Source organism: bacterium, assembly GCA_016708315.1.
Classification (GTDB): domain Bacteria; phylum Zixibacteria; class MSB-5A5; order CAIYYT01; family CAIYYT01; genus JADJGC01.
Genome location: JADJGC010000023.1, coordinates 761,929 through 786,721 on the forward strand (window position 1 = coordinate 761,929; position 24,793 = coordinate 786,721).

At 51.4% G+C, this 24,793-nt stretch carries 23 protein-coding genes and 3 tRNA genes; 6 read left to right on the plus strand and 20 right to left on the minus strand.

What is annotated here, in order from left to right; translation table 11 throughout:
• Positions 1-47: 47 nt before the first annotated feature.
• The 19 genes from IPH59_15640 to IPH59_15730 form a co-directional block, all read right to left on the minus strand.
• On the minus strand, positions 48-1,049 hold the full coding sequence (locus IPH59_15640; GenBank protein MBK7093123.1) for an inorganic phosphate transporter: 1,002 nt from the start codon (positions 1,047-1,049) through the stop codon (positions 48-50).
• Positions 1,042-1,797 (minus strand): DUF47 family protein, encoded by a 756-nt coding sequence (locus IPH59_15645; protein MBK7093124.1) that lies wholly within the window; start codon positions 1,795-1,797, stop codon positions 1,042-1,044. Before IPH59_15645 ends, IPH59_15640 begins: the two co-directional genes overlap by 8 nt.
• 144 nt (positions 1,798-1,941) lie before the next feature.
• Entirely contained in the window at positions 1,942-2,601 is a 660-nt protein-coding gene (phoU, locus tag IPH59_15650) for a phosphate signaling complex protein PhoU (GenBank protein ID MBK7093125.1), read from the minus strand.
• 20 nt (positions 2,602-2,621) lie between these two features.
• Entirely contained in the window at positions 2,622-3,401 is a 780-nt protein-coding gene (locus IPH59_15655) for a phosphate ABC transporter ATP-binding protein (protein MBK7093126.1), read from the minus strand.
• 40 nt (positions 3,402-3,441) lie between these two features.
• Positions 3,442-4,398, minus strand: a complete 957-nt coding sequence (pstA, locus tag IPH59_15660; protein ID MBK7093127.1) for a phosphate ABC transporter permease PstA — start codon at positions 4,396-4,398, stop codon at positions 3,442-3,444.
• Positions 4,395-5,357 carry a phosphate ABC transporter permease subunit PstC gene (pstC, locus tag IPH59_15665; protein MBK7093128.1) on the minus strand — a complete coding sequence of 321 codons (963 nt, stop codon included), beginning with the start codon at positions 5,355-5,357 and terminating at the stop codon, positions 4,395-4,397. Before pstC ends, pstA begins: the two co-directional genes overlap by 4 nt.
• Positions 5,358-5,387: 30 nt before the next feature.
• Positions 5,388-6,236, minus strand: coding sequence for a phosphate ABC transporter substrate-binding protein (locus IPH59_15670; GenBank protein ID MBK7093129.1), 849 nt, complete (start codon positions 6,234-6,236; stop codon positions 5,388-5,390).
• A gap of 116 nt (positions 6,237-6,352) precedes the next feature.
• Positions 6,353-8,131 carry a PAS domain-containing protein gene (locus tag IPH59_15675; protein ID MBK7093130.1) on the minus strand — a complete coding sequence of 593 codons (1,779 nt, stop codon included), beginning with the start codon at positions 8,129-8,131 and terminating at the stop codon, positions 6,353-6,355.
• 2 nt (positions 8,132-8,133) lie between these two features.
• Positions 8,134-8,820 carry a response regulator transcription factor gene (locus IPH59_15680; protein ID MBK7093131.1) on the minus strand — a complete coding sequence of 229 codons (687 nt, stop codon included), beginning with the start codon at positions 8,818-8,820 and terminating at the stop codon, positions 8,134-8,136.
• Between the two features lie 119 nt (positions 8,821-8,939).
• Positions 8,940-9,929 (minus strand): hydrogenase expression/formation protein HypE, encoded by a 990-nt coding sequence (gene hypE / locus IPH59_15685; protein ID MBK7093132.1) that lies wholly within the window; start codon positions 9,927-9,929, stop codon positions 8,940-8,942.
• A 78-nt stretch (positions 9,930-10,007) separates the two neighbouring features.
• Positions 10,008-11,096 carry a hydrogenase formation protein HypD gene (gene hypD, locus IPH59_15690; GenBank protein MBK7093133.1) on the minus strand — a complete coding sequence of 363 codons (1,089 nt, stop codon included), beginning with the start codon at positions 11,094-11,096 and terminating at the stop codon, positions 10,008-10,010.
• On the minus strand, positions 11,093-11,347 hold the full coding sequence (locus IPH59_15695; GenBank protein ID MBK7093134.1) for a HypC/HybG/HupF family hydrogenase formation chaperone: 255 nt from the start codon (positions 11,345-11,347) through the stop codon (positions 11,093-11,095). The genes hypD and IPH59_15695 overlap by 4 nt, the downstream gene beginning before the upstream one ends.
• Positions 11,348-11,353: 6 nt before the next feature.
• On the minus strand, positions 11,354-13,654 hold the full coding sequence (gene hypF, locus IPH59_15700) for a carbamoyltransferase HypF (GenBank protein MBK7093135.1): 2,301 nt from the start codon (positions 13,652-13,654) through the stop codon (positions 11,354-11,356).
• Positions 13,654-14,112 (minus strand): hydrogenase maturation protease, encoded by a 459-nt coding sequence (locus IPH59_15705; protein ID MBK7093136.1) that lies wholly within the window; start codon positions 14,110-14,112, stop codon positions 13,654-13,656. Before IPH59_15705 ends, hypF begins: the two co-directional genes overlap by 1 nt.
• Positions 14,113-14,159: 47 nt before the next feature.
• Entirely contained in the window at positions 14,160-15,452 is a 1,293-nt protein-coding gene (locus tag IPH59_15710; GenBank protein ID MBK7093137.1) for a Ni/Fe hydrogenase subunit alpha, read from the minus strand.
• Entirely contained in the window at positions 15,439-16,221 is a 783-nt protein-coding gene (locus tag IPH59_15715; GenBank protein ID MBK7093138.1) for an oxidoreductase, read from the minus strand. The genes IPH59_15710 and IPH59_15715 overlap by 14 nt, the downstream gene beginning before the upstream one ends.
• Before the next feature lie 2 nt (positions 16,222-16,223).
• Positions 16,224-17,063 (minus strand): FAD/NAD(P)-binding protein, encoded by an 840-nt coding sequence (locus tag IPH59_15720; protein MBK7093139.1) that lies wholly within the window; start codon positions 17,061-17,063, stop codon positions 16,224-16,226.
• Between the two features lie 13 nt (positions 17,064-17,076).
• A complete protein-coding gene (locus IPH59_15725) occupies positions 17,077-17,538 on the minus strand; it encodes a cyclic nucleotide-binding domain-containing protein (GenBank protein MBK7093140.1) in 462 nt (153 codons plus the stop codon).
• A gap of 31 nt (positions 17,539-17,569) precedes the next feature.
• Complete coding sequence (locus tag IPH59_15730; GenBank protein ID MBK7093141.1) at positions 17,570-18,712, minus strand: 4Fe-4S dicluster domain-containing protein; 1,143 nt, start codon at positions 18,710-18,712, stop codon at positions 17,570-17,572.
• A gap of 852 nt (positions 18,713-19,564) precedes the next feature.
• Between IPH59_15730 and IPH59_15735 the strand changes: the two genes are divergently transcribed.
• The gene (locus IPH59_15735) at positions 19,565-20,074 is read left to right on the plus strand and encodes a hypothetical protein (protein MBK7093142.1); all 510 of its coding nucleotides are present in this window, start codon (positions 19,565-19,567) and stop codon (positions 20,072-20,074) included.
• Entirely contained in the window at positions 20,004-22,712 is a 2,709-nt protein-coding gene (locus IPH59_15740; protein MBK7093143.1) for a dockerin type I repeat-containing protein, read from the plus strand. The genes IPH59_15735 and IPH59_15740 overlap by 71 nt, the downstream gene beginning before the upstream one ends.
• Before the next feature lie 171 nt (positions 22,713-22,883).
• On the opposite strand, the gene IPH59_15745 is transcribed toward IPH59_15740, so the two are convergent.
• Positions 22,884-22,958: transfer RNA gene (locus IPH59_15745), tRNA-Glu, on the minus strand.
• A 252-nt stretch (positions 22,959-23,210) separates the two neighbouring features.
• Between IPH59_15745 and IPH59_15750 the strand changes: the two genes are divergently transcribed.
• The 4 genes from IPH59_15750 to IPH59_15765 all read left to right on the plus strand — a co-directional run bounded on the left by IPH59_15750 (position 23,211) and on the right by IPH59_15765 (position 24,770).
• Positions 23,211-23,292 (plus strand) — tRNA-Leu (locus IPH59_15750).
• A gap of 81 nt (positions 23,293-23,373) precedes the next feature.
• Positions 23,374-23,459, plus strand: a tRNA-Leu gene (locus IPH59_15755).
• Positions 23,460-23,484: 25 nt separating this feature from the next.
• On the plus strand, positions 23,485-24,573 hold the full coding sequence (gene tig, locus IPH59_15760; GenBank protein MBK7093144.1) for a trigger factor: 1,089 nt from the start codon (positions 23,485-23,487) through the stop codon (positions 24,571-24,573).
• The gene (locus IPH59_15765; protein ID MBK7093145.1) at positions 24,564-24,770 is read left to right on the plus strand and encodes a hypothetical protein; all 207 of its coding nucleotides are present in this window, start codon (positions 24,564-24,566) and stop codon (positions 24,768-24,770) included. Before tig ends, IPH59_15765 begins: the two co-directional genes overlap by 10 nt.
• The last annotated feature ends 23 nt before the right edge of the window (positions 24,771-24,793 follow it).

A 24,793-nucleotide genomic window follows, 5' to 3' on the forward strand; every position in this document is an offset into this window, starting at 1 on the left:
TACGCTTGATATCGTTCTTTGTTTAGTTTGTCAAGTAGCAGGATAAATTAGCCGGTGAAAAGCCGCATAAGTAACAGCACTAACACTCCAAAAAACGCGGCGCCGGGAAATGTGAATACCCAAGCGAGCAGAATATTAGCCATTACTGACCAGCGAACATTTCCAATTCGATAAGCCATGGCTGTACCGGCGATTGATCCAGTAGCGACCTGAGTCGTCGAAATCGGCGCACCGATCAGCGATGCGACCAAAATGACTGTTCCAGAGGCTGTTTCGGCAGCGCAACCGTCGATTGGTTCGCTCAAGCGCGTCATCTTGCGCCCCATTGTCTTCATAATGCGCCAGCCGCCAACGGAAGTTCCCAGTCCGATCATGAACGCTGAAGCAATCCGCACCCACATCGGCACGTGAAACTCGGTGATAGCGCCGGCAGACATCAATGCAATCGCAATCACACCCATCGCGTTCTGAGCGTCATTCATGCCGTGCGTTGTGGACACGAAGGCCGCTGACACGACCTGCAACCGTTTGAAGAATTTTGCGGTTGTTCGATAGTGCATTCGCCAGACAATCCAACTGAGAATTGTGATGAGTATCAATCCAATCACAATCCCCGCGATCGGTGAAATTACCATCGCGATCAGAATCTTGCGCATGCCCGACTCGATGAGTACAGAGAAGTCGAAACCGTTCTCGAATAGTGCAACCCCAGCCAAGCCGCCAATCAAGGCGTGAGTCGAAGATGAAGGCAAACCAAAATACCAAGTAAAGTATCCCCAGAGTACCGCCCCCATCACTGCGGCGAACAGAAGCGGCAGGGTAATGAAGTTACTGTCAACCACTCCCTTGCCGATTGTATAGGCGACTGCGGTATGTGTCAAAGCTCCGACGAAGTTGAGCGTTCGCGCCATGATGATCGCGTTACGAGGCGAGAGGGCATGGGTATATACAGTGGTCGCGATAGCATTGGCGGCGTCGTGAAATCCGTTCACGAAGTCGTACATCAACGCGGCGGCAATAATCAGAATCAGGAGAAGCTGATCAGACATTGTCCGAGACCATACGCTTCAGCGTGTCGGTAGCGTCAGTGCAAGAGTCGATGGCGCGCTCGAGTTCCGCATACACCTGGCGCAGAATGAAGAACACAGCCACATGGCGGGTATATTCGACGTTTGCCGAAATCAAATTCAGTATTGCCTGCGGCTCGGCAGTCGGCGGCGTATCCTGAATTCTCGACTCAAGGTTTGAACGGTCTGTGCGAATCTCTTGGAAGCGACGATGCAATCCGCCGTGATAGATTTCGTCGGCTCTTGTCTCGAGTTGATCGACCGCACGCGAGAACGGCTCGATTCGCCGGTCCTTTCTCAAGGACTTAACAGCTCCCTCTATGTGATCACAGGCTTCGCGTATGATCGCTGCCAGCTCTCTCATCTCCTTGTCAGAAGACGGAATGTCATAGATGACATAGCGATTGGCAGCATGGTTGATGAACTTGACAATATGGACGCAGTTGTTAGCGAACTGAGCAATCTCGGTCCGGGCGAACGGCGGCTGTTGCGCTCGCGCCAGCGTGTCCTCGACTGTCTCGCCCAATTGCAGACATTTTGTCAGGCAGTTCTCTATCTGGTAAGCCAATTCCTGGCCATTGCGATTGTCGGGGTTAAACAGCTCTGTGAGAAGTAGTGCCGCTTCTGTGATCGTATCGCCAATCTGTTCGAAGATCGCATACACTTCTTCATCCCGTGGCGGCAGAATACGCAATTTGCGCAATCGCCCAAACAGGCTCAATTCGGTCATAGGGATACCTTCCCGATGTTATAATCTACGCCGCGAAGAATATATTCGGACTAGACCGCGATTGCAAGAATAACAACCAATTTTATTGGAGTTTATAGTCCGCGATAACAGCGGGAAATGAAGGCGGGTTAGCAACTGCTAAACTTAGTATTGTCGATGTCCATGGCGGATAATGTCGCCATCGACCATATAGATGACATCTTCGGCGATATTGCTGGTATGATCGGCAATTCGCTCGAGATTGCGTGAAATAGCAAGCACTTGTATCAGCGTGTCGACGTTGTCTGGGTCCTGGCGAATCCCCATTTTGATTGAATCATACATCTGCCGGTTCATTTCATCGATCTCGTCATCCGAAACAAGCACTTCGCGGGCGAGTTTGGCATCGCCGTTTACGAGTGCATCAAGCGCCTTTTGCAGCATTTTCTGTACTCTTTCGGCCATTGTTTGGAAATCGAAGGGCGAGTTAATCTTGTCGCGTTTGGAGAGTGATACTGCTCGCTCGGCGATGTTAACTGCGAGATCGCCGATGCGTTCAAGATCGTTATTGATTTTGAGAACCGCGATAATGAAGCGTAGATCGATTGCGACCGGCTGATGAAGAGCAAGAATTTTTAGGCAATCCTCCTCAACATCAACTTCCATCTCGTCGATCTCGAAATCGGTGTCGATGACGCGTTGAGCGAGTTTCTCATCGCGTTCTGAAACAGATTTGACCGCGCGTTGAACAGACTCCTCCACGTAAGCGCTGAGCGCCAGTAGTTTTCTCTTGAGTCTGTCAACTTCACGACGTAAATGCTGCATACACCTAATTTCTTCCTAAATCAACCGAAACGGCCAGTGATGTAATCTTCGGTCTGTTTCTTTAGAGGTTTAGTGAAAATCTGTCTGGTGGGTCCAAATTCTACCAGATGACCCTCATAAAAGAACGCGGTCGAGTCGGAAATTCGACCGGCTTGCTGCATGTTATGAGTCACAATGACAATTGTATAGTTTTTTTTCAATTCACCAATCAGATCTTCAATTTTCGAAGTTGAGATCGGATCGAGCGCCGATGCCGGCTCGTCCATGAGAAGAACTTCCGGACGCACCGCGAGAGCACGTGCAATGCACAGGCGCTGCTGTTGGCCGCCGGAAAGCATATAAGCGCTGACGTTTAGCTTGTCTTTGACTTCTTCCCAAAGAAACGCCTTCTTGAGAGTCTCCTCTACTGCTTCGGCAATCAAACCTTTGTCCTTAATTCCATTAACTCGCAGACCATAGGCGACGTTATCAAAGATCGACTTGGGAAATGGATTCGATTTCTGAAAGACCATACCAACACGGGTTCGCAATTGCGACACATCGCGAAAACCATTGTAGACATCGATATTGTCGAGCTTCACCGAACCGTTCATCTTTGTACCGGGAATTGTTTCGTTCATCCGATTGAGAGTTCGCAAGAACGTTGATTTGCCGCAACCGGACGGTCCGATAAAGGCGGTGACCTTCTTCTCTTCGATGTCGATGGAGACATCGCGCAACGCTTGGTTTGTCCCGTAGAAGAAGTTCAAACCGCGAACTTCCATCTTGACCTTGATGCTGTCGATTGTATCAGGAGGCATTTTCTTTACAGTCTCCTCCGACTGGATTTCGAATTCTGAACTATGCACTGACCCGCCGCGACCTAATCCGCGATCGGATCATGATCGCCACAAAATTTAGCAGAAACGTCAGAACAAGCAACACCAAAACGGTGCCGTAAAGAATCGGCAATGTCTTGTCGACGTCGGGTGACTGAGTCGCCATGACAAACACATGGTAGCCAAGTTCCATAAACTGGTCGGTGAGTTTGTCGGGCAAGTAGGGTAGATAGTATGCGGCACCAGTAAACATAATCGGCGCAACTTCGCCGGCGCCGCGGCTTACTGCCAAAATCGCTCCGGTAAAGATACCGGGAAGCGCCTGCGGTATGAGTATTCTAACAATTGTCTGCAATTTGGTCGCACCGAGCGCATAAGAGGCATCTTTGAGCTCGCGCGGAATGACTTTTAGCGCCTCTTCCGTCGAAATGATTACTACCGGCAGAGTCAGCATCGCTAATGTCAGCGCAGCCCAGATGATAGCCGGCTGTCCCCAGATTGGTGTTGGAGAATTGAGAACGAGCGAGTCAATGTTGTTGCCAATAAATCCGATGAAGAACCCCAATCCAAAAAGTCCAAAGACAATCGATGGTACTCCGGCAAGGTTGTTGATTGCGATTCTGATTAAGCGAGTGATTTTTGAGTCGGGGCTGGTGTATTCCTGAAGGTAGACTGCAGTCATCACTCCGATCGGAACACCGGTAATGACCATCAAGATCACAAGAAATACGGTGCCAATAATCGCCGGAAAGATTCCGCCGGCTTCAAGCCCCTGCTCGGGCGCCTGCGAAAGGAACTCCCAGCTGATTGTCCCGATACCGCCAAAGATGACATTACCGAGGATGACAACTAACATCAGAATAACGATAATCGTTGCCGCAAGCGTGAGCCCACGCGGGAAATACCCCTGTGTTTTGGGTTGGAACTCTAACTTGGAGACGAAGCTAGTTGGCTCTGGCAAGGTAGGAACGCGACTCATCGTGCCCTTCCCTGAAAGCGAGTCTTCAATCTGGCAAGGACAAGTTCTCCGCCGAGATTCGTAACGAATGTGAAGAGGAAGAGCAAGGTCCCTATCAAAAACAACACGTTATAGTGTGGGCTGCCAAACACAACTTCAGCCAATTCAGCCGCGATTGTCGCAGAAAGAGTGCGAATCGACTCGACAAAACTGCCCGACAAGATCGCGGCATTTCCCGAAGCCATCAAAACGATCATTGTTTCACCGATTGCACGCCCGAAGCCGAGAACAATGCCTGCTGCGATCCCCGGCATTGCCGCCGGCAGGACCATCGTGAAGGAAACTTGCCACGGATTGGCGCCCAGCGCGCGTGCGGCATCCCGCAAGGAACTGGGGACGGAGTTCATCGCGTCCTCGGAAATTGTGAAGATGATCGGGATAATGGCAATGCCAAGTGCAATACCGGCATTGAGCGCGTTTAGCCGATAAGTCAAGCCGAACAGGTCCTGCAAGAGCGTCGCAAGTATGATTAAGGCAAAAAACCCCAGCACAACCGATGGTATTCCCGCGAGCAATTCAATAACCGGTTTTATTATCTCTCGCATTCGCTTCGATGCAAACTCCGACGAATAAATTGCGGCGCCAATTCCTAACGGCGCGGCAATTAACATTGCTATCAATGCTGCTTTGAGAGTGCCGACAAAAAGCGGCATCAGGGAGTACTTGGGAATATTGGAGTTTGGCTGCCAGGTATGTTTCGCTTCTTGCCCCTCTTTCCACACCTGAGCAGTCAACATTTTGTCGAATGTGACTTCTTCATGGACTTCAGCGCTGGTAAAGATCGGAATCGCTTCCTTGAAGATGAACACAAATATCAGCGTGATTCCAATCAGCGCGGAGAAAGCATTGATGGCGATGAATTTCTCGCCAAGTTTCTCCCGCCACTTTGACTTGGGTTTGAACTGATAGCGTGCGTCCATTGAGTTGGCTTTTTCCTATTACCTTCCGGCCTACTTCAGCACGTTCGCTTTGGCAGCTTCGGCCTTCAATGGAATGTAATCCGCCGATTCGGCGACTTTCTGGCCTTCAGGCGATAATGCCCAATTGATGAAGTTCTTTACTTCGACTGTCGGTTCGCCGCGAAGGAAGAAATAAAGCTCGCGCGAAATCGGATACTCGCCGCTTGATACCGCTTCCATCGTGGGATGGACTGCCTTGCTCGTGTCAGTCGATTTTACACCGGCATGCTTGACGGTAGTCGCCCAAGCGATACCGCCATAGCCGATTCCCTTTGTGTCCTTGGTGAGAGCGTTAACCACTGATGCGGTTCCCGGAAGAGTCTGGCAACGATCAGCAAAGTCGTCTTCTTGAAGGACGTGTTCCTTGAAGTAAGCATAGGTACCAGAGTTGTTCTCACGTCCGTAGAGAATGATCGTGGCATCGGGGCCGCCGACCTCTTTCCAGTTCGTAAGCTCGCCGGTATAGATCGCTCTCAACTGAGAGATTGACAAGTCGGCCACAGGATTCTCTTTGTTCAGAAAGATAGCAATTCCATCCAGTGCAACCGCAATGCGCGCTACACCAAGATTCTTCGCTTTGGCATCAGCATATTCCTTTGGCTTCATGTCGCGTGAAGCCATACAGATGTCCGTTGTTCCATTAAACAAGGCGGCAATTCCGGTTCCCGAACCACCTCCGGATACTTGGATCACGCTGCCGGGATTCTTTTTCATATACTCTTCAGCCCAGCGCTGTCCAAGGCGAACCATCGTATCGGAGCCCTTCATTGTGATGTTGGCGGCTGTGACTGATACCGTGAGTATTCCTGCAAACATTAATGTCAAAAGTGATTTTCTCATATAGTCCTCCTGAGATTTATCTCATCCATTGAACACACTATAAAGGTCAATTGTGTTAGGATTCTGTTAGGATTTGATTAATTGATTGTCACGGAATCGTTTGGGCGGTCCGAAGTCTATGCCCGAGGGAGACTTATGGTGAAGTTGCTGCCCTTGCCAAGCTCGCTTTGAACGCCAATATTGCCACCGTGCGACAAGACTATGTGCTTTACAATAGCCAACCCAAGCCCGGTGCCGCCTTGAGCGCGACTACGAGCTTTGTCCACTGTGTAGAATCTTTCGAATAACCGGGGTAAGTGTTCTTTGGCAATACCGTTGCCTTGATCGCGAACGCTGATTAGCAGCAGTTTATCGCTGATACCCGCTGAAATCGCAACCTCAGTATTCGGCTCGCTGTACTTGATCGCGTTTTCGATAAGATTGACAATTGCCTGCTCCAGCAACGGCGCGTTAATGCGCGCCTGAATCGTCTCGGAGCAACTGAGTGTTATCTTGATCTGTTTGGTCGCAGCTTTCAGCTCACAGGAAGTTATCGCTGCTTGCAGCACTTCGTGAAGTCGCTCCAACTCAAGAGCGATTTCACCTCGCTCCGATTCCTGCTCAATGCGAGACAATTTCAGCAAGTCTTCAATAATGGCGTGCAAGCGGTTTGCCTGCCGGGCTATAATCTGAAGGAACCGCTGCGATTCTTCGACACTCATCGTCGTGCCTTCAATCAGAGTCTCTACAAAGCCTTTGATCGACGTGATCGGTGTCTTCAACTCGTGCGAAACGTTTGCCACAAAGTCGCGGCGAAGATTTTCTAACTTTTTCGTGCGAGTTACATCATTCAGCACCAAGAGCGCTCCGATAACTTCCCGCTCTGAATCTCGCATAAGCGTACCGTGGGCTTGCAGGAATTTCTCACCGTGAACCGGATCGGTCAAAGTGACATCACCTTCAACCGGCTCACCAACTACAAAAGTCTTGGCGATCAATCTTTGCAGGTCGCTGTTACGAATAACCTCGAGAATGCTCTTTCCGATTGCATCTTCTGCTTCCAGACCAAGAAACCGGGCAGCGGCACGATTGAGACTAATCAACTTCTGATCGGCGTCCATCGCAATAACGCCCTCGAGCATGTTTGAGACAATCGCTTCCTGCTCCAGATTCTGACGCTGGACGGTTCGAAATCGGTCGCTCAGTTGCACGGCCATCTGGTTCATGGCAACTGCCAGTCCGGCGATTTCCTGGAATTCCGGAACGGCGACTCGACTCTCGAGATCACCCTGTGCGATTCTCTCGGCTCCGGCCTTAATCTCCAAAAGCGGTTTGCTGATATTCCTGGCTACCAGAACGCTGACAGCCGCGGCAAACAGTGCGACGATTAAACCGCCGACTCCAAGCCGCCAGTATACGCCGTCTAAAGCTTCATCAAGAAATGATGCGGGTACGGCAATTCTAACGGCTGCGAGTACTTTCCCCTTGTCCACGGCGGGCACCGCGACAAAGAGCATCTCCGAATTGAAGCGACTTGCAAATCTGCGATCAACTCCAATTGAACCGGAAAGCGCTGACTCGACCTCGCCTCTGCCGGACTGACTCTCGAGGTTGGCCGGATCGCCATGCGAATCGCCGAGAACCACGCCGTTTGCAGCAATCACCGTCAAATACACTGCCGACTTTGTTCCTAACTCCTTGCAAAGTGCATCGACGCGTTGAAGGTCAGATTCTATAAGAGGCGGCGTAATTGCTCGCTCGACGAGTGCGGCCCGCGATTGCATGTCCGCAATGATGTGATCTTTGTAGAATTCTCGCAGTGAATGGTAGGCATACCAACTTACCGCAATAAGCGATACTGCGGTAATCAGCAAATAAGAAGGATAGATTTGCCAAAGTAGCCGCTTACGGGCCACTATTACTCCCGAAATTTGTAACCTACGCCGCGCACAGTTTCGATGTATTGGCCTGCGTCGCCAAGTTTCTTTCGCAGTCCCACTATTTGTACGTCAACTGAGCGGTCGGTGACAATAGTTTCATCACCGCGAATCTCATTGACGATCTGGTATCGTGTAAACACCCAACCCGGATGGCGGGCAAGGAATTGTAGTATCTGGAATTCCGTCAAAGTCAGATCAACCGACTTGCCGGCAACCATGACTTCATGACGACCCGGATGTATCACAATATCGTGGACCTTGATTGTGGTCACTGCCCGGTCAGCTTCTCTGGCTTTGCGGCGCAGGATATTGCGGATTCTGGCGATCAGAATTTTTGGGCTGAAAGGTTTGGTGATGTAGTCGTCGGCGCCAACTTCCAGACCGGTGACAACGTCCGATTCTTCGCTCTTGGCGGTCAACATAATGATCGGAATGTGCTGAGTCTTGCCGTCGTTCTTGAGCATTTTGCAGACTTCCAAACCATCGAGGCCCGGCAGCATAACGTCAAGAACAACAAGGCTGGGGAGATTATTTCTGGCTGATTTGAGACCATCCTCGCCGGATGTCACTCCGGTTACGCGATAGCCTTCTTTTCCGAGATTATAGTTAATCAGCTCAAGAATATCTTCCTCGTCTTCAATAACCAGGATATTATCTTTCGCCATGATTACTCCATCTTCCTTTCGACGCGATAGTAGTATAATTACGTTTCCAAAGCAAAAGATATCTATACGGGTCGACGTTAATTCTGTGTTAGGATTGGGATCGGCTTCTGTTAGACCCGTTAACAAATGCGCGGAAGCTGCTCGCCGGACAACATATTTACTACTCGTTTGCCTCCGTAAGGCGTAACGAGTACCACCTGCGAGTCATTGGACTTACACACCGTACCGATTATCTGCGGCGAGTTCTCAGGGGACAGAGACTTTAGAATTTTAACAGCTTCGTCAACCGCTTTGCCGGGTACAATTGCCAAAAATCGACCTTCGTTTGCTACGTGGAGCGGATCGAAGCCGAGCAATTCGCACGCTGCCCGTACCGGCTCGGATACGGCGATTGAACTCTCATTGATTTCGATTTCCATCCTTGCCGATTGGGCAATCTCAACTAATGCACTCGCCAATCCACCGCGAGTCAGGTCTCTTAGGCAATGTATTTCAATTCCGCCAGCCAACAGCGCAAGCACTTCGCGATGTAATAGCGCACAGTCGCTCACCACTGTCGATTCAAGTCCCAGATTCTCGCGTTGCGCCATTATCGCGATACCGTGCCTGCCGATATCCCCGGAGAGGATTATCACATCGCCGCTTGTCACTTTCGATGGAGCAATCACTTGATCATGTTCTACCAATCCGATTCCGGCAGTGTTAATGAAAAGCCCATCGCCTTTGCCTCGCTCGACTACCTTGGTATCCCCGGTAACAATCTGCACTCCGCAATCGGCTGCGGTTGCACGAATCGACTCCATTACGCGGCTCAGTGTTTCGATCGGAAGCCCTTCTTCTATTATCAATGCAAGACTCAAATAGAGAGGCTTCGCGCCGGCCATAGCGAGATCATTCACGGTACCGCAAACAGCAAGCTTGCCGATATCTCCGCCGGGGAAGAAGAGCGGACTGACAACAAACGAATCGGTTGTGAAGGCGAGTTTCGATTGACCGACCTGCAATACCGAAGCATCGTGCCGCGAAGCGAGCAACGCATTGTCAATCGGCGCTACAATGACGCGCTCCAACAGCTGATGCATCAATGTCCCGCCGCCGCCGTGAGCCATCAGGACTTTGTCGCTGTCGTTAAGCGGTCTGGCACAGGACAGGTTGAATTTGGGCTCAGTCAATCTCGTACCTACTTCCTAAGACTTTGCTCGGTACCGGTAATACGCCGCGCAAGCGCCTTCGCTCGAAACCATTGTAGCTCCCAAAGGCGATTCCGGTGTACATCGTGTCCCAAATGCAGGACAGTCGGTCGGTTTGCGCTGACCTCGGAGTATTGTCCCGCTGATGCAGTCGGCGGAATCGGCGGTTGGAACGGAGTGAATTTCGAATTTACGTTCAGCATCAAATGCTGCATATCTATCGCGTAATCTCAAACCACTTCCCGGTATGACACCAATTCCGCGCCAGTTTCGATCGGAGATTTCGTAGACTTCGCGCATAACTTCTTGAGCAGGCTGGTTGCCCAATCTACTGACAGCTCGTGAGTACTGATTTTCGACTTCATGGCGTCCCTCCTCCAATTGACGAACGCACATCAAGATTCCGTGAAGCAAATCCGTAGGTTCGAATCCGGTCACTACGATGGGAACGCTATACCTCTCCGCCAACGGATAGTATTCGTCATAGCCGGTCACCGCACACACATGCCCCGCAGCGAGAAATCCGTTTACGAGATTCTCTTCGTCTCCTAGTATGGCCGCCATTGCTGCCGGAACAGTGACTTGCGAAACCAATTGCGAGTAGTTGGTGACGTGCTCCTTGGCCGCGCGGTACACCGCCATAGCGTTTGCCGGAGCCGTTGTCTCGAATCCCACCGCGAAGAAGATGATTTCCTTTTCGGGGTTCCTCTTTGCTGTTTCAAGCGCATCCAAAGGTGAATAGACTATTCGAACGTCACCACCTCCGGCTTTGACCTTGAGCAGGTCAGTATGCGAGCCGGGCACTCGAAGCATATCGCCGAACGAGCAGAGTATGATGTTTGGCCGAGCTGCCAGTTCACAGGCAGTATCAATAGCTTCTATCGGTGTGACGCAAACCGGGCAACCGGGGCCATGCACTAACGTGATACGGGACGGCAGCAACTGGTCGATGCCGTGTTTGACGATGGAATGCGTTTGCCCGCCGCAGATTTCCATGATCGTCCAATCGCGAGTGGTGATCTTCTTTATTTCCGCAGCCAGCGCCAATGCGGCTTCGGCATCACGATACTCGTCGATGTATTTCATTCTTCAGACTCATCCGGGAGTTCGATTTCACCGATTTGGCGAAGATACTCGAATACTTTGTTGGCTTCGTCTTCATCGACAATGCTCAAAGCAAATCCGACATGCACGACAACGTAATCGCCGATTTTGACTTCGGGAACGTAGCAGAGGTTCACTTCGCGGATCACACCGCCGAAATCGATGCGTCCGGTCTTCATGATCGGGTCGTCGCCCTCGATGGAAGTTACCTTACCGGGAATTGCCAGACACATCGTGAGCTACCTTTCCACGCTTCGCGCAACAGCGACGATTTGGCCGACGGCAATACCGCCGTCATTGGTTGGAACCTGTCGGTGCCAGTAAGGTGTAAATCCGCTCGACCGAAGCCGTGATATCGAGTGCTCGAGCAAGTACTTGTTCTGAAAGCAGCCGCCGGTTAACACAACACGCTTCAATCGGTTTCTATATGCTATCGCCACAATGATCTCGGCCAAAGTGTTGTGGAATCTCGCAGAGATCAAAGATGCATTCACCCCGGACTTGTGATCTTCAAGAATAGCAACGATCATTGGACGCCAGTCAATCTCATATCCGGCAAGAAGCTCCTTCAGTTCGAATTCATAATATGCCGTAGTGTCTTCATCGCCGATAGCAAATTCCAGCATCATCGCGGCCTCGCCCTCGAAACTGCACTTGTGCGAGAATCCGAGTATCGCCGCGACGGCATCAAACAGCCTCCCGACACTCGAAGTCCGCGGCGCATTGAGGCTCTGGCTCAACATCCGCCAGACGATTTCTGATTCGTTGTCGTTGAAGGAATTCTTCGGAAGCAATTTGCGCCAATCTCCCATCGAGTCGCGGCAGATCTCATACAGAACACCAGCCGCCGATCGCCTTGGTTCCTTGGCGGCAATGTCACCGCCCGGAAGTGCTAACGGCCTGAAGTAGGCGACGCGCTCAAATGAAACAGCGTCTACGGCAAGAAATTCCCCTCCCCAGATTGTCCGATCCAAGCCAAGACCGGTGCCATCCCACGATACTCCCAATACTGGGGCATCGATATTGTTGTCGGCCATGCAACTAAGCACATGGGCATAGTGGTGCTGGACGCTTACCTTTTGCCCTGAGAGAGTTGCTGCATGCAAAGTAGATGAATAATCAGGATGCAGGTCGTGACCAATGTATGTTGGCTCCAATTCATAGAGATCAGCAAGATCACGCAGGGACTCTTTGAAAGCCGCATTTGATTCGAGAGACTCAAGATCGCCAATATGCTGGCTGACGAAAATGTGTCGTCCTTTGCCAATCGCAACTGCGTTCTTGAAGTGACCACCGACAGCGACAGACTCGGGCAATTCCTGATTGAGCACGATTGGAAGCGGTGCATAGCCTCGAGCACGACGAATCACCTGCGCTCGCCCAGCCATTACGCGCACTACTGAGTCATCGACATGGCGGCGAATCGGTCGATTATGTACCAGAAAGCAATCGGCGATTCCCTTGAGTCGAAGCAGCGCTTCGCGTTCATCGATGCACAGCGGTTCTTCCGACAGATTGCCGCTGGTCGCCACAACCGGACGATTAAACTGCCGCATCAGTATGTGATGTAATGGCGTGTATGGCAGCATCACGCCGAGATAGGGATTGCCGGGCGCAACTTCGGCAGCGATTTCGCGAACGGAGCTGCGTCTACGGCAAATCACGATTGGCGATTCCGGACTGCTGAGTAGATTGATTTCCAACTGAGTCAGTTCGCAATCCTGCTTGACCATATCGATTGAAGGATACATCAACGCAAACGGCTTGTTGCTGCGTCGCTTTCTGATTCGCAATTCACGAACTGCGTCGGAGTTTGCGGCATCGATCAGCAGTTGAAATCCGCCGAGCCCCTTGAGTGCAAAGATCTTTCCATTGCGAATTATTTTGATCGCTTCATCGACAACGTCTTGTCCCGTTGCAGTCGTCTTGCCATCGCTGTCCCAAAGTTCGAGGCTTGGACCGCATGTCGGGCAAGCGTTTGGCTGTGCATGAAACCGGCGATTGGCAGGATCAGAGTATTCCGCCGAGCATTTCTCGCACATCGTGAAAATGTTCATCGTTGTGTTGGCGCGGTCATAAGGAAGAGAGGCAATTATCGAATACCGTGGTCCGCAATTGGTGCAGTTCGTAAACGGATATAGATAGCGGCGATCTTGCGGATCGAAAATCTCGCTTAGACACTCATCACAAGTCGCGATATCAGGCAGAACAAGTGTCGTCTTGCTGCCGACTTGATCGGAGTGTGCAATCACGAACTCACCGCTACCCAGCGGCTGAATGAATTGCTCCGAGAGTTCATTGATAACAGCGCGGGGAGGAGTTTCTCTTCTGAATCGTCGATTGAATTCTTCAAGTACGCTTCTCTCGCCTTCTATCTCAATAGTTACTCCCTGCGAATTGTTTGCAACAAACCCCGTCAAATCTAAATCGCGGGCGAGTCGATAGACAAATGGGCGAAAGCCGACACCTTGAACAGCGCCCGACACCCTAATAAGCAAACGATGGGCTGCAGCTATTGAGTTCGTTCGGCGTTCCTTCATCAGCACATTTCTCCGAGGAGGGAACTGATCTTAGTTATCGCTTGCTCAGCTGCGGCGTCAACTTCAGCTGTCAAGCCAATCCCTTCAGAGAAGTCTTTGCCTTCGATTCCGATGACATCAACCCGACGCGGGAGCTGATTCAAAACGCGCGACAATTCAATCGCCTCGGCGACTCCAAAAGCATGCGAAGAGTAGTGGAAGAATTCTGACGGCACGCGGTGCGTCGAAGCGTCAATCTCGTGAATCTTGCCCGGTGTTGATTGAGAGCGAACTGCATCAACGACTACGATCTGATCAGCGTCCAGCCAACTTTGCATCAATGTTGCGCCCTCGCCCGACTGTGTGAGAACATCGATGCCTTGCGGAAGCAGGGTACGCATCTTCTCGACAATGTGAATTCCGACGCCATCATCGCGACGAAATGGATTGCCTATTCCAATTAACAGACGCTTCACAATTTATCTCCTTTGGCGGCAGGCAAAGTAACCTGCCGCCAAAGTTTGGTTCAGCTTCGTTCGACTTTCAGTTTAAGAAAGTGCGTGGCACATGAGATACAGGGGTCGTAGTTGCGGACTGCCTGCTCGCACTGCCAGGTCAGCTTTTCATCATTGAGGTCAATGAATCTCGGCACAAACTGCCGTAGATCCTCTTCGATCGTCTTCTGATTCTGAGAGGTCGGCGGTACAATCTTTGCATCCAGAATGATGCCGTGATCGTCAATCTTGTATCTATGAAAACAAATACCGCGTGGAGCTTCACTGCATCCGCATCCGGTTCCGGCTTTGGGCGCAACGTGAATGAACGGCCGTTCCGGCTTCTCATAGTTTTCGATTATTCGCAGCGCTTCGTTAATCGCGTACAAAGTCTCGACCGAACGAACGATGATCGATTTAAACGGATTGTAGCACGTCGACTCAAGACCGGCCTCGCGGGCAGCCTGTTGAATCTCCGGGCTAAGACGATCAAAATTGAGGTTGTAGCGCGCCAATGGACCAACGAAATAGGGTCCACGACCCTTCATCACCGAATGCAAAGCATTGGAGTGACGTACATGTTCCTCGGCGAAATGCTGTTCGTATTCGCGAACGGCAATGTCTAATCCGTGATTGGAAACCAGCCGTCCTTCGTTAAGCGGATACTCATTCGGATGGCGCAATGAAACGAATTCGTATTCCCGCTCAAATTCCGGGAATTCGAAAGTTGATACCAGCTTGATCATTCCGACTGCGGCGTCGTGTGCCCACTTAAGTCGTTCGGTAATTGCCGCGAATTCAGATTTCTCCGGGGCGCGGTAGAATCCACCGACGCGGACATTGATCGGGTGGATCTCGCGGCCGCCGACCAAAGTCATCAGGTCGTTGCCGATTTTCTTCAGAGCAAGTGCAGTCTTGACGGCATCGGGAAAGTCCTTTGCCATCTGGATTGCGTCTTCATATCCGAGGAAATCCGGCGCATGGAGCATATAAACATGCAGGACGTGGCTTTCAATCCACTCACCGCAATAGATGAGACGGCGCAGTTCACGCAATTGGCCTTCGATGTTGACTCCGCAGATGTCTTCCATCGCGTGAACGGCGCTCATTTGGTAAGCAATCGGACAAATTCCGCAAATGCGTGCCGCAATATCGGGAGCTTCACGGAAGTCGCGTCCGCGCAGGAATGCTTCAAAAAACCGTGGCGGTTCGAATATCTTGAACTTCAGATCGGTCACCCGATCGTCGGTAATTTTCACTAACAACGAGCCTTCGCCTTCGACGCGCGCAAGGTAGTCGACCTTGATGGTTCTACTTCCTTTCATGGGCTTCACTCTCCTTTCGGAATGGCTCGGCATAGGCATTGAAACTTCGGAAAGCGCGCATCAAAGTGCCGCTATCGACGCCGAGTTTCTCCCATTGACAGCTAAGCGAAGAGGTATTGGGAGTTTCCTTCGGTCCAAAGCAGCCGTAACAGCCGCGATGGAACGCCGGGCAAATGGCGCCGCAACCGGTGTGAGTTACCGGACCGAGACATGGTGTGCCGTGTGCCACCATCACGCAAGCCGTACCATTTAGCTTGCAGGCAAGACAAACGGCATGCGGCGGAGTCACCGGCTTGCGTCCATGTAGAAACGCGCTGACGACTTCGAGCAACTGCGACTTGCTGATTGGACAACCGCGCAATTCGAAATCTACAAAAACATGATTCTGGATCGGCGTCGAGTGGCTCAGTGTTTCAATGTATTGCGGTGAAGCATACACTATCGAAGTGAAGTCCTTCACATCGGCAAAATTGCGCAGCGCCTGAATTCCTCCGGCAGTTGCGCACGCTCCGATAGTAACCAGCTTCTTGGAAGCACGTCGCACTTTGTGGATGCGCTCCGCGTCATGCGAGGAGGTTATCGACCCTTCGACCAGAGAGATATCGTAAGGTCCTTTAACGACCATTCGTGTCGCTTCCGGAAAATAAGATAACTCAATCTCGCCAAGGACGGACAACAACTCATCTTCGCAGTCGAGCAGACTCAACTGGCAACCATCGCAGGAGGCGAATTTCCAGACTGCTACCTTTGGTTTGGGACGCGATGTCATAACTATATCTCCCTCTTCAGCAGCAGTTCGCGAATCTTGTCATAGGGATAAACCGGACCATCCTTGCAAATGAATGTTGGTCCCATCTGACAGTGACCGCACAACCCAACACCGCACTTCATGTTTCTTTCCATCGAGGCAAACACGCTGCTCATCGGCACACCGCGTTTTTGCAGCTCCAGCGCCACGTAGCGCATCATGATTTCGGGACCGCAAATCATTGCCGTCGTCTGCTGCGGATCAAATCCAGCTTTAGGAATCAGTGTTGTAACGACACCGACGTTTCCCTGCCAATTTGCAGCAGCACGATCCACTGTGACATAGACTTCCATATCTAGACGCGAGCGCCAGCTTTCCAGCTCCTTGCGGTAGAGGATGTCGTTCGGAGTGCGTGTTCCGTACAGTAAGATCAACTTCCCGTACTTGCGGCGGTTAGCGAGAATCTCATAGATTACGGGGCGCAGCGGCGCCAGTCCGATGCCGCCGGCAACCAGCACGATGTCGTTACCTTCGGCGTGATTCACCGGCCAGGCGGTGCCAAAGGGCCCGCGGATTCCGATCATGTCGCCGGCCTTCAGTTTCGCCATTGCTTTAGTGACGTTTCCCACCGCACGCGTCGTGTGGATCAGCGGCTTGGGATTCGTCGGGTCGCCGGAGATCGAAATAGCTACTTCGCCAAATCCAAAAATGTAAATCATATTGAATTGTCCGGCGGCAAAGTTGTGGACTTCCTGCCCATACGCCGGGTGCAACTCAAGAGTAAATGTATCGTGTGTTTCTTTCCGGATCCGATTGACTCGCGCCATGGTTGGCACCATCGGGCCGGCTTCTGTCGTCTTCATATCAAGAAACCTTTCAGTCGGTGCTGCTATATAAATCCAACAACTGCAGTGTCGCGCCTTGCAGCCGATGCTCGATAACGTGCGCCAGCCGCTTGGCCAACTCATAGCCGAGACTTGGATCTTTTTCGCATTTCGTACGCAGACACTTGGCGTCAAGCGCGATCGCACGAGTTAGCTCCATCGCACGGGCATCAAAATGCCAGAGATAGGGCGGGAATAACCAGGACCAGCCCAAGATATCACCTTCACGAACTGTATGAATCGTTACTGCGTGCCGCTTGGGACTGTGAATTTCCAGATTCACTTGTCCATGACGAATGATGTAGAACTCGTTCGCTTCGTAGCCTTCGCGCAGGATAAATTCGCCGGCATCGAACTTCACATTGCGTGAGCAACCTACCATCAGTTGGATGTGTTCCGGCTTGAGTCCCTTAATAAACGGGTGCTCGGCAAGAATCGGTTCAAGTGTTTCCATTTTGACTTCTCCTATCAAACAGAGAGTTGTTTCATTCTCCTCGAGATGACGCCCGAATTGCCGCAGCTTCTTCGGTAATGTCAATCCCGACCGGGCACCAGGTAATACAACGGCCGCAGCCGACACAGCCGGAAACACCGAACTGGTCCTGCCACGAAGCCAATTTATGAGTCATCCAATGGCGATAGCGTGCCGACGCGGATGTGCGGACTGCGCCGCCATGGATGTGCGAGAACTCGATTGTAAAGCAAGAATCCCATCGACGCGTGCGTTCGGCAGTCTTGCCGGTGATGTCAGTAGTATCCTCGACGGTCATGCAGAAACAAGTCGGGCAAACCATGGTGCAATTGGAGCAGTTCATGCAGCGATTGCCGACATCGGTCCAACGCGGATGTTCGTCATTGCGCTGAAGCAATTCCTTGATGTGACTAGTGTCGATCTTGCGTCCCATCTTGGCGGATGCGCGCTTAATCACGGAAGCTTCATCAGCTACGTCCGCCGGAGTTGCCGCATCAAGCTTGAGGGATTTGACAATATCAACACCAAGTGGAGAACCGGTAGTTGCGACAAAGATGTGTCGCGCGGAATCTTGAAGCTCAGTTAGCGCCAAATCAAATCCGGAATTTACTTCCGGACCAGTGTTCATCGAAACACAGAAACAAGTGCCGCCGGGATGAGCACAATTCACGGCTATCACCGCAATCGCGCTGCGTCGCTCTTTGTAGAGATTCTCGACGTAAGGCCCGTCTTGATAGACGCGATCCTGAATTGCGATTGCCGCAATTTCACAGGGGCGAACACCGAAGAATGCATAGCGCGGTATTTCCGTCGGTTCATCGGCGAGCAATTTCATTTCACCGTTTTCCTGCGCCGCCTTCCAAAGAGTGTAGCGTGGAGGAATTAGGTACTTTTTCCAACTTTGTGCACCTACTACGTACGTGAAGTAGCCGGCCTCTTTGCGCTTCTTTACGCGATAGAATCCGGCTTCCTGCTCATCAGCAACGCCAAGCGGCAATTGTTCGGCATGCTCGATTTCGTCATAAATGACGGAGCAGTCGCGGATAACCGGCCCGACAGTTCGGTAACCGCGCGTACGAAGTGAATCAATCAAGCTTTGAAGTTGATCGACTCGCAGTACAAACTTTGACTTTTCTAAAGATTCGGAAGCACTCATACTTTATTGTCCTTGGGCTTCGTTCTCGGATTTGACATCTAAGAGCCGCGGATCAGGGCAAATTTGGACCCGAACGGTACAGTCTCTCAGTCCTCATCACAAGTCGGTCCCTCCCGGGAACTTTCGACACAAACCTATTCAATTCCATCGACATTGTCACGAGAAAAAAGCGCAATATTGTGAATTTTTTCTCAATATTGATTCGTCGTCAAAAATTCTAAAAATCTCAATCGCTTGACTGTCAATAGTTTGCTGGCGTTCCACTGTCTTGTGCTATTTTTCGATATGGTACATTATGAGGTTGGATTAAGTCCTGATTATGGAACATGTAATGAAAATTGAGGTCGAATCACTTGACGAAATATCGCCATTGTCCGTCCTATCTTCACAGTCAAAGTGTTGAAGCGCTCGGTGTCACGTCGTCGTGCGTATGCAAACGCCTTAACATAGACCAAGTTAGCCCGACGAAATGGTGAGAAAACATCAAGATTCCTATTGCCAAATCACGGTCCAAATCTATATATTGGTAACTGGGAATACGTATCATTCGACACTGACTCCCTGTCTGGTTCAAGAACCGCATCAAAGCCTCACAAGATGTAGTTCGTTGACAGTTCATGCGGCTCCACCTACACATTTGTGTTAGTTGGAGCGCGTCAGTGCCAATAAGCCTTTGCTGCATAGACGCACAAATAGGAAATGAATTTGAGTCCTGAAACTTGTTTCTCCTACTTGAGGACGAAATTGGATTGAGGAGGTGGTAGCCCGGCAGGCAGAATTGTCCATTCTCAGTAAACGACACGGTTTTTACTTAAAGTTGCAACGATCTTTCACTCTGAAAGGAGCACAAAGATGACGAGAAGAATCTCGACTCTTTTAATGCTAACAATTTTCGCTCTGTCGCTGCTTAGCGTCCCGACATTCGCAGCCAAGGCCAAAGTAGGCTCAAACACGGCTGTCAATGAAGTCGCTACTGCACAAGCCGCAAAACCGGCGCCGGTTGGCGGTGCTGACGATCCGTATGCTTACGGTGGTGTCGGCGAAGGCAGACCGAATTCTTCTGTTACCAGTTCGCTTGGATTCCAAGCCGCCAATGGTATTGTTGACCTTGGCGTTACCACCCGTTACGATCTTCCCGGCAACCAGAGCCAGATGCGCCAGATTGCCATTGGTTGTTCCGGAAACGTTCACGCTGTATGGGCTGACCTTCAGCCGGCTGCAACGCGTTTCATCGCTGCGGCTTCTTACATCCCGGGTGGCGCTATTGCGACCGGTACCGGTTCCACTCCAGGTGGCGGTTTCCCCGGATCTCGGTGTTGCCGGCGACGGACGTGGTTTTGGTGTTTGGCACGTAGTTGCTAGCGGCGGTACCCTTGCCGGTATCGACTTTAGCTGCGCTGCTGCCGCCTATGCATCATCAACCGTCTATCCGGATTCATCGGCTATCTTCACAGCTAGCTCGGAAACCAGTAACTACATCTGGCCGCGTATCGCTGTCGACCGTGAAGCTGATGGCGATTGGTTCGCCCATGTCGTCTCTCACGAGTCGCCGATTGTCGCTGCGTCAGACTTGACTGGTTATCAGTCTCTCATCTACAATCGCTCACAGGCTAACAGCCACCAGCCGGTTGCCGCTGCAACTGGTGCATTCATTGACTCAGTATCAGGCATCACGGCTACCGTGATTGCTCATCCGGATCAGGCTGACCAGCGCGTCGCTATCGTCTACACCAGACCGCGTCACTGGGTTTCCGCTCCGGATACTTCCGGTATCAACGACAACGTCGTATATCGCGAGTCAACGAACCTGGGCGTAACCTGGGGTCCGATTACCACGATTTACAACTTTGCCAACACTCCGGATCCGATGTTCAACCTTGGATTTGAGCGCGGCTATGAGACCTCCGGTCTTTATGCCGCCGACGGTTGCTTGCATGTTCTGTTCCAGAGCCGCTGGGCATCAGACACGCTCGGCAATTCGGTTTACTACTTCCCGGGCAGAATTCGTCACTGGGACAAGTGCTCCAATATTTCATCGATCGTTACCGAAGGTTCCGATGCTACTGCTTCCTGTCTCGCACAGAGCGGCACCGTTACAAAGGTCACGCTTTCTGAATGCCAGGGCAAACTCTATGCAATCTTCTCGAAGCAGCTTAACGTGACTGACGCGAACAACGTTGAAGTCTATCGCGACTGCTCGACGGGCGGATATGCTAACTATGACCTGTTCGCCAAGGCATCTTCGACCGCCGGTTTGACTTGGGGTCCTGACTCCAACCTTACCAACACCAGAGCGGCTGGACCGTCCTACAATTGCGCCGCTGGCGCTTGCCGTTCGGAAATCAACCTTGGTTCGATTGAGCATGTTACCGATTCGCTTCGCATCCTCTACCTTGAGGACCGCGATGCCGGTATCAACGTTCAGACTCAAGGTGCTGCCACCGACAACCCGATCAAGGCGATGTCGCTTGGTTGCTCCAACATGGTGACCTTCCAGTCACTCTCAGCAGCCCCGTCCGAAGTTCGCTATCCGTTCCACACGGCTCCGGCTGGCATCAAGGACACTGCTGTTCTCTTGACCAACCTTGGCAACATTCCGTCGCCGCACACGTCAGCGATCAGCTACATCAGTGGCTCTGGTTGGTTGGCATTCGGCGGTACGCAGGGTCCGGTTCCGGCTGGAACAGTCCCAGTCGGTTCGCCGAACACTGAAAACATTGGTCTTCGTGCAACTGGTCCGGGAGCTCAGGGTCTCTACCAGGCAACCGTGACCTTCACGTACGATTCCGGCACAAAGGTTATCAATGTTCCGGTCGATCTGTATAACTTCACGAACTTCTACTTGCCGGTGGATCAAGCGATTCGCACCTCCTGCAATAGAATGAATGTCAACCAGGCTTCTGAAATCGCCGACAACGTTGACGGCAGCAGATTCAGCTATTTCTCTGATGCTACCGACTACCTGTATGACGGTTTCCTTATTCTTGGTAACAGTGCCACCAACTTGACCTACTCGACATTTGGTGGTGCCGGTTCTGCTGGTCTTCCGACCGTCAGCAACCCGTACGGATTCCTGTATGCCGCGAGCCCGACCACGACCTATGATTCGACGACGTTTGCTAACTACAGATACGCGTCAGGTCAAGGTTACAACCGCGACTCAACCATTCAGTTCAGATCCGATTACTATGCCCCGAAGAATCCGGGCACTTGCAATTTCTACGCTCTCGTCTTCACCTTGAAGAAGGGCCCGAATGGTCCGGCCGGTACGATCAACAATCTTACCGTCGGTTACTATGCTGACTGGGATATCCCGGCAGACACAGGTTCCGACAACCGTGGCGGCGGCGACGCTACCCGTTCGATGGTCTTCCAGGCTGGTTCAGACTTCGAATCTCCGCTTAACAACGAAATCCGCTATGGCGCCCTCGGTGGCGTTCGTGACGACGGCAACCCGGTCGTCGGCGGTTTCGTAGTCTCCAACCCGATCTACATCTATCCTGAAGTAGGTTGGGAGAATGACTCACTGTGGAACAAGATGGAAGCTCTGACCGTTGGTTCATTCACTGCCGCGGCTGCCCACCAGTGGCCGTCAGGTGCTGTGGAAGACTTGAGCATGACTCTCGTTCTCGCACGCGACCAAGTCATCAATGGCGCCACCAGCGATTCGCTTAAGTTCGCAGTGATTGTTGCTGGTGTTCAGGCTGGTGTTGCGAGCAATACAACTGCTCTTAATACCGTAGTGGATGGCGGTTACGACTTCCTTTGCGACAACAATCTCATCACTTGCGCAAACTGTCTCTGCGGTGACGCCAACAATAGCGGCGGCTTCAGCATCTCTGACGCCGTGTTCATTATCGCCCACATCTTTGGTGGTGGCCCAGCCCCGGCTCAGCCGTGTCTTGGCGACGCCAACGGTAGCGGCGGTATCAGCATTTCTGACGCCGTGTACTTGATCGCCCACATCTTCGGCGGTGGTCCGGCTCCGTTCTGCCCGTAATTTGTGAGTACATTCTGATGTGAGTTTTCATATCAGATGAATCATAAAGTAAGCCGCACCTGACTTCGGTCAGGTGCGGCTTCTTATTTGTGGTAGCTTCACAAAGTAGAGATTTCCAGTGATTAAAAGCAGAAATGGCTCTGTAAGAATACAGAGCCATTGAGCATTATATGGTAGCGCTACGGGGAGTCGAACCCCGGTTTGATGGCTGAGAACCACCCGTCCTAACCACTAGACGATAGCGCCATAGTCGGCAGTTTCCAATTTCTCCCGCTTGGGAGAGAGACTATTATACGAATCCTGCCGCGAATTTCAAGGATTTTTTGGCTGCGGATGTCGACAGCTAACAAATGGTACGGTAAGGCGTTGAACTGCGATGTTCATCAGTTTCGACGTCTACTATTCGCTTGACACTCATGGAGTGGACGTATACATTAGAGCGCTCGTCGAGTCGGATATAGAGCGGTGTTTACTGGTTGCTTCCGACTTGTCGCATGAGCGAGAGTGGCGGAACTGGTAGACGCGCCAGACTTAGGATCTGGTGGTTTCGGCCGTGGGGGTTCGAGTCCCCCCTTTCGCAAATTGGCTTCTAAGAACGGACTGGTCGTCCAATTCCAGACTGCTCCGTATCGATAGAGTGGCTCTTCAGGAAAGACTACGTGCGAACGTGGCGGAATTGGTATACGCGCTAGACTAAGGATCTAGTGGTGAATAACCGTGGGGGTTCGAGTCCCCCCGTTCGCACCATACTTATCGCAAGAAAGGATTCGTCTTGCCCGTAAATTTCGAACTTGCTCAGGGGGAAAAATGCAAACGCACCCTCAAAATTACGGTAACTCAGGATGTCGTTCAGGAGAAGTTTGACGCTGTCTACCGCAAACTTAAACACGATGTCGAACTTCCGGGATTTCGTAAGGGAAAAGCTCCGATTGCTACAATTCGAGCCCGCTATGGAGCGGCAGCAGCGCGTGACGTTCTCGAAGACTTGATGGATGAGTCTTACCGGGAAGCTATTTCTCAAGCCGGCGTGACTCCGGTCGACTATCCGAAGATTCTTGATGTTGATTTTGAAGAAGGCAAGGCGCTCACTTACACAGCCGAATTTGAGATTCGTCCCGAAATCACATTAGAGAAGTATACCGGTTTCACCTTGAAGAAGCCGGACGACACTGTTAAAGATTCCGAAGTCAACGACCTGTTAGAATATGTCCAGCGCAAAAACTCTTCGCTGGAATCAGTGGAACGTCCCGCACAGAAGGGTGACTTCGTTCTTGCCGACCTTGAAGTTCTCAGCGACAGCGCTGGAAACCTGGGCACCAAGAAATTCGAGAACGTGCAGTTGGAATTGGTCGAGGGCGACGTCGCCAGCCAATTTGCCAAGCAGATCAGCGGACTTGATGCCGGCGCCGAGACCGAGATTGAAATCGTCTATCCGGAAGAGCATTTCGACAAGAGATTCTCGGGCAGTACGATTCGGTTCAAGATTTCACTGAAAGCCGTCAAGCATCTCCAACTCGTCGAGTTGAACACCGAGTTCTTCAAGCAGTTTGACGAATCAATCACAACCGTCGACGAATTCAAGACGAAGTTGAAATCGGATATACAGGCGCGTAAATCCAAGGAATCGCACGATTCGCTTCGCGAAGAGACCATTAAGGAAGTTATCGACAAGAATCGTTTCGAACTGCCGGAAGCCATGGTGGAGCGGTATCTTGAACGATTGATTGAGGATATGCGTAAGAATTCCAAGGAAACGATTGATGAAGCGGAAGTTCGCGAACAATATCGCGCTGTTGGAATTCGCCAAATTCGTTGGGATTTGTTGTTCCATGATATTGCTGAAAAGAGAATATCCGCGTAGAACAATCGGATATCGATACCTGGCTGCAGCGTTTTGCCGATAATTATAAGATGACGCTGGAGGAGGCGCGCAAAACGATTACGGAAAATCGTCGAATTGCCGACCTTAAGGAAACGATACTGGAAAACAAGGTTATTGACTTCATTATCGCCGGCTCGACTGTTGAGACGGTTGTCGACTCGATCATCCAGCCGTGATAGTGACTTCAAGGAGGAATTTA

What these genes read in the sequence shown, in the direction of transcription:
- IPH59_15680 (MBK7093131.1), bottom strand. Translation starts at nt 8,820, where the DNA reads ATGGCGAAAGATAATATCCTGGTTATTGAAGACGAGGAAGATATTCTT.
- IPH59_15640 (MBK7093123.1), bottom strand. Translation starts at nt 1,049, where the DNA reads ATGTCTGATCAGCTTCTCCTGATTCTGATTATTGCCGCCGCGTTGATG.
- IPH59_15670 (MBK7093129.1), bottom strand. Translation starts at nt 6,236, where the DNA reads ATGAGAAAATCACTTTTGACATTAATGTTTGCAGGAATACTCACGGTA.
- pstA (MBK7093127.1), bottom strand. Translation starts at nt 4,398, where the DNA reads ATGAGTCGCGTTCCTACCTTGCCAGAGCCAACTAGCTTCGTCTCCAAG.
- hypE (MBK7093132.1), bottom strand. Translation starts at nt 9,929, where the DNA reads ATGGCTCACGGCGGCGGCGGGACATTGATGCATCAGCTGTTGGAGCGC.
- IPH59_15730 (MBK7093141.1), bottom strand. Translation starts at nt 18,712, where the DNA reads ATGAGTGCTTCCGAATCTTTAGAAAAGTCAAAGTTTGTACTGCGAGTC.
- pstC (MBK7093128.1), bottom strand. Translation starts at nt 5,357, where the DNA reads ATGGACGCACGCTATCAGTTCAAACCCAAGTCAAAGTGGCGGGAGAAA.
- IPH59_15645 (MBK7093124.1), bottom strand. Translation starts at nt 1,797, where the DNA reads ATGACCGAATTGAGCCTGTTTGGGCGATTGCGCAAATTGCGTATTCTG.
- IPH59_15725 (MBK7093140.1), bottom strand. Translation starts at nt 17,538, where the DNA reads ATGGAAACACTTGAACCGATTCTTGCCGAGCACCCGTTTATTAAGGGA.
- IPH59_15655 (MBK7093126.1), bottom strand. Translation starts at nt 3,401, where the DNA reads ATGCCTCCTGATACAATCGACAGCATCAAGGTCAAGATGGAAGTTCGC.
- phoU (MBK7093125.1), bottom strand. Translation starts at nt 2,601, where the DNA reads ATGCAGCATTTACGTCGTGAAGTTGACAGACTCAAGAGAAAACTACTG.
- IPH59_15720 (MBK7093139.1), bottom strand. Translation starts at nt 17,063, where the DNA reads ATGAAGACGACAGAAGCCGGCCCGATGGTGCCAACCATGGCGCGAGTC.
- hypD (MBK7093133.1), bottom strand. Translation starts at nt 11,096, where the DNA reads ATGAAATACATCGACGAGTATCGTGATGCCGAAGCCGCATTGGCGCTG.
- IPH59_15735 (MBK7093142.1), top strand. Translation starts at nt 19,565, where the DNA reads ATGACGAGAAGAATCTCGACTCTTTTAATGCTAACAATTTTCGCTCTG.
- hypF (MBK7093135.1), bottom strand. Translation starts at nt 13,654, where the DNA reads ATGAAGGAACGCCGAACGAACTCAATAGCTGCAGCCCATCGTTTGCTT.
- IPH59_15710 (MBK7093137.1), bottom strand. Translation starts at nt 15,452, where the DNA reads ATGAAAGGAAGTAGAACCATCAAGGTCGACTACCTTGCGCGCGTCGAA.
- IPH59_15695 (MBK7093134.1), bottom strand. Translation starts at nt 11,347, where the DNA reads ATGTGTCTGGCAATTCCCGGTAAGGTAACTTCCATCGAGGGCGACGAC.
- IPH59_15715 (MBK7093138.1), bottom strand. Translation starts at nt 16,221, where the DNA reads ATGACATCGCGTCCCAAACCAAAGGTAGCAGTCTGGAAATTCGCCTCC.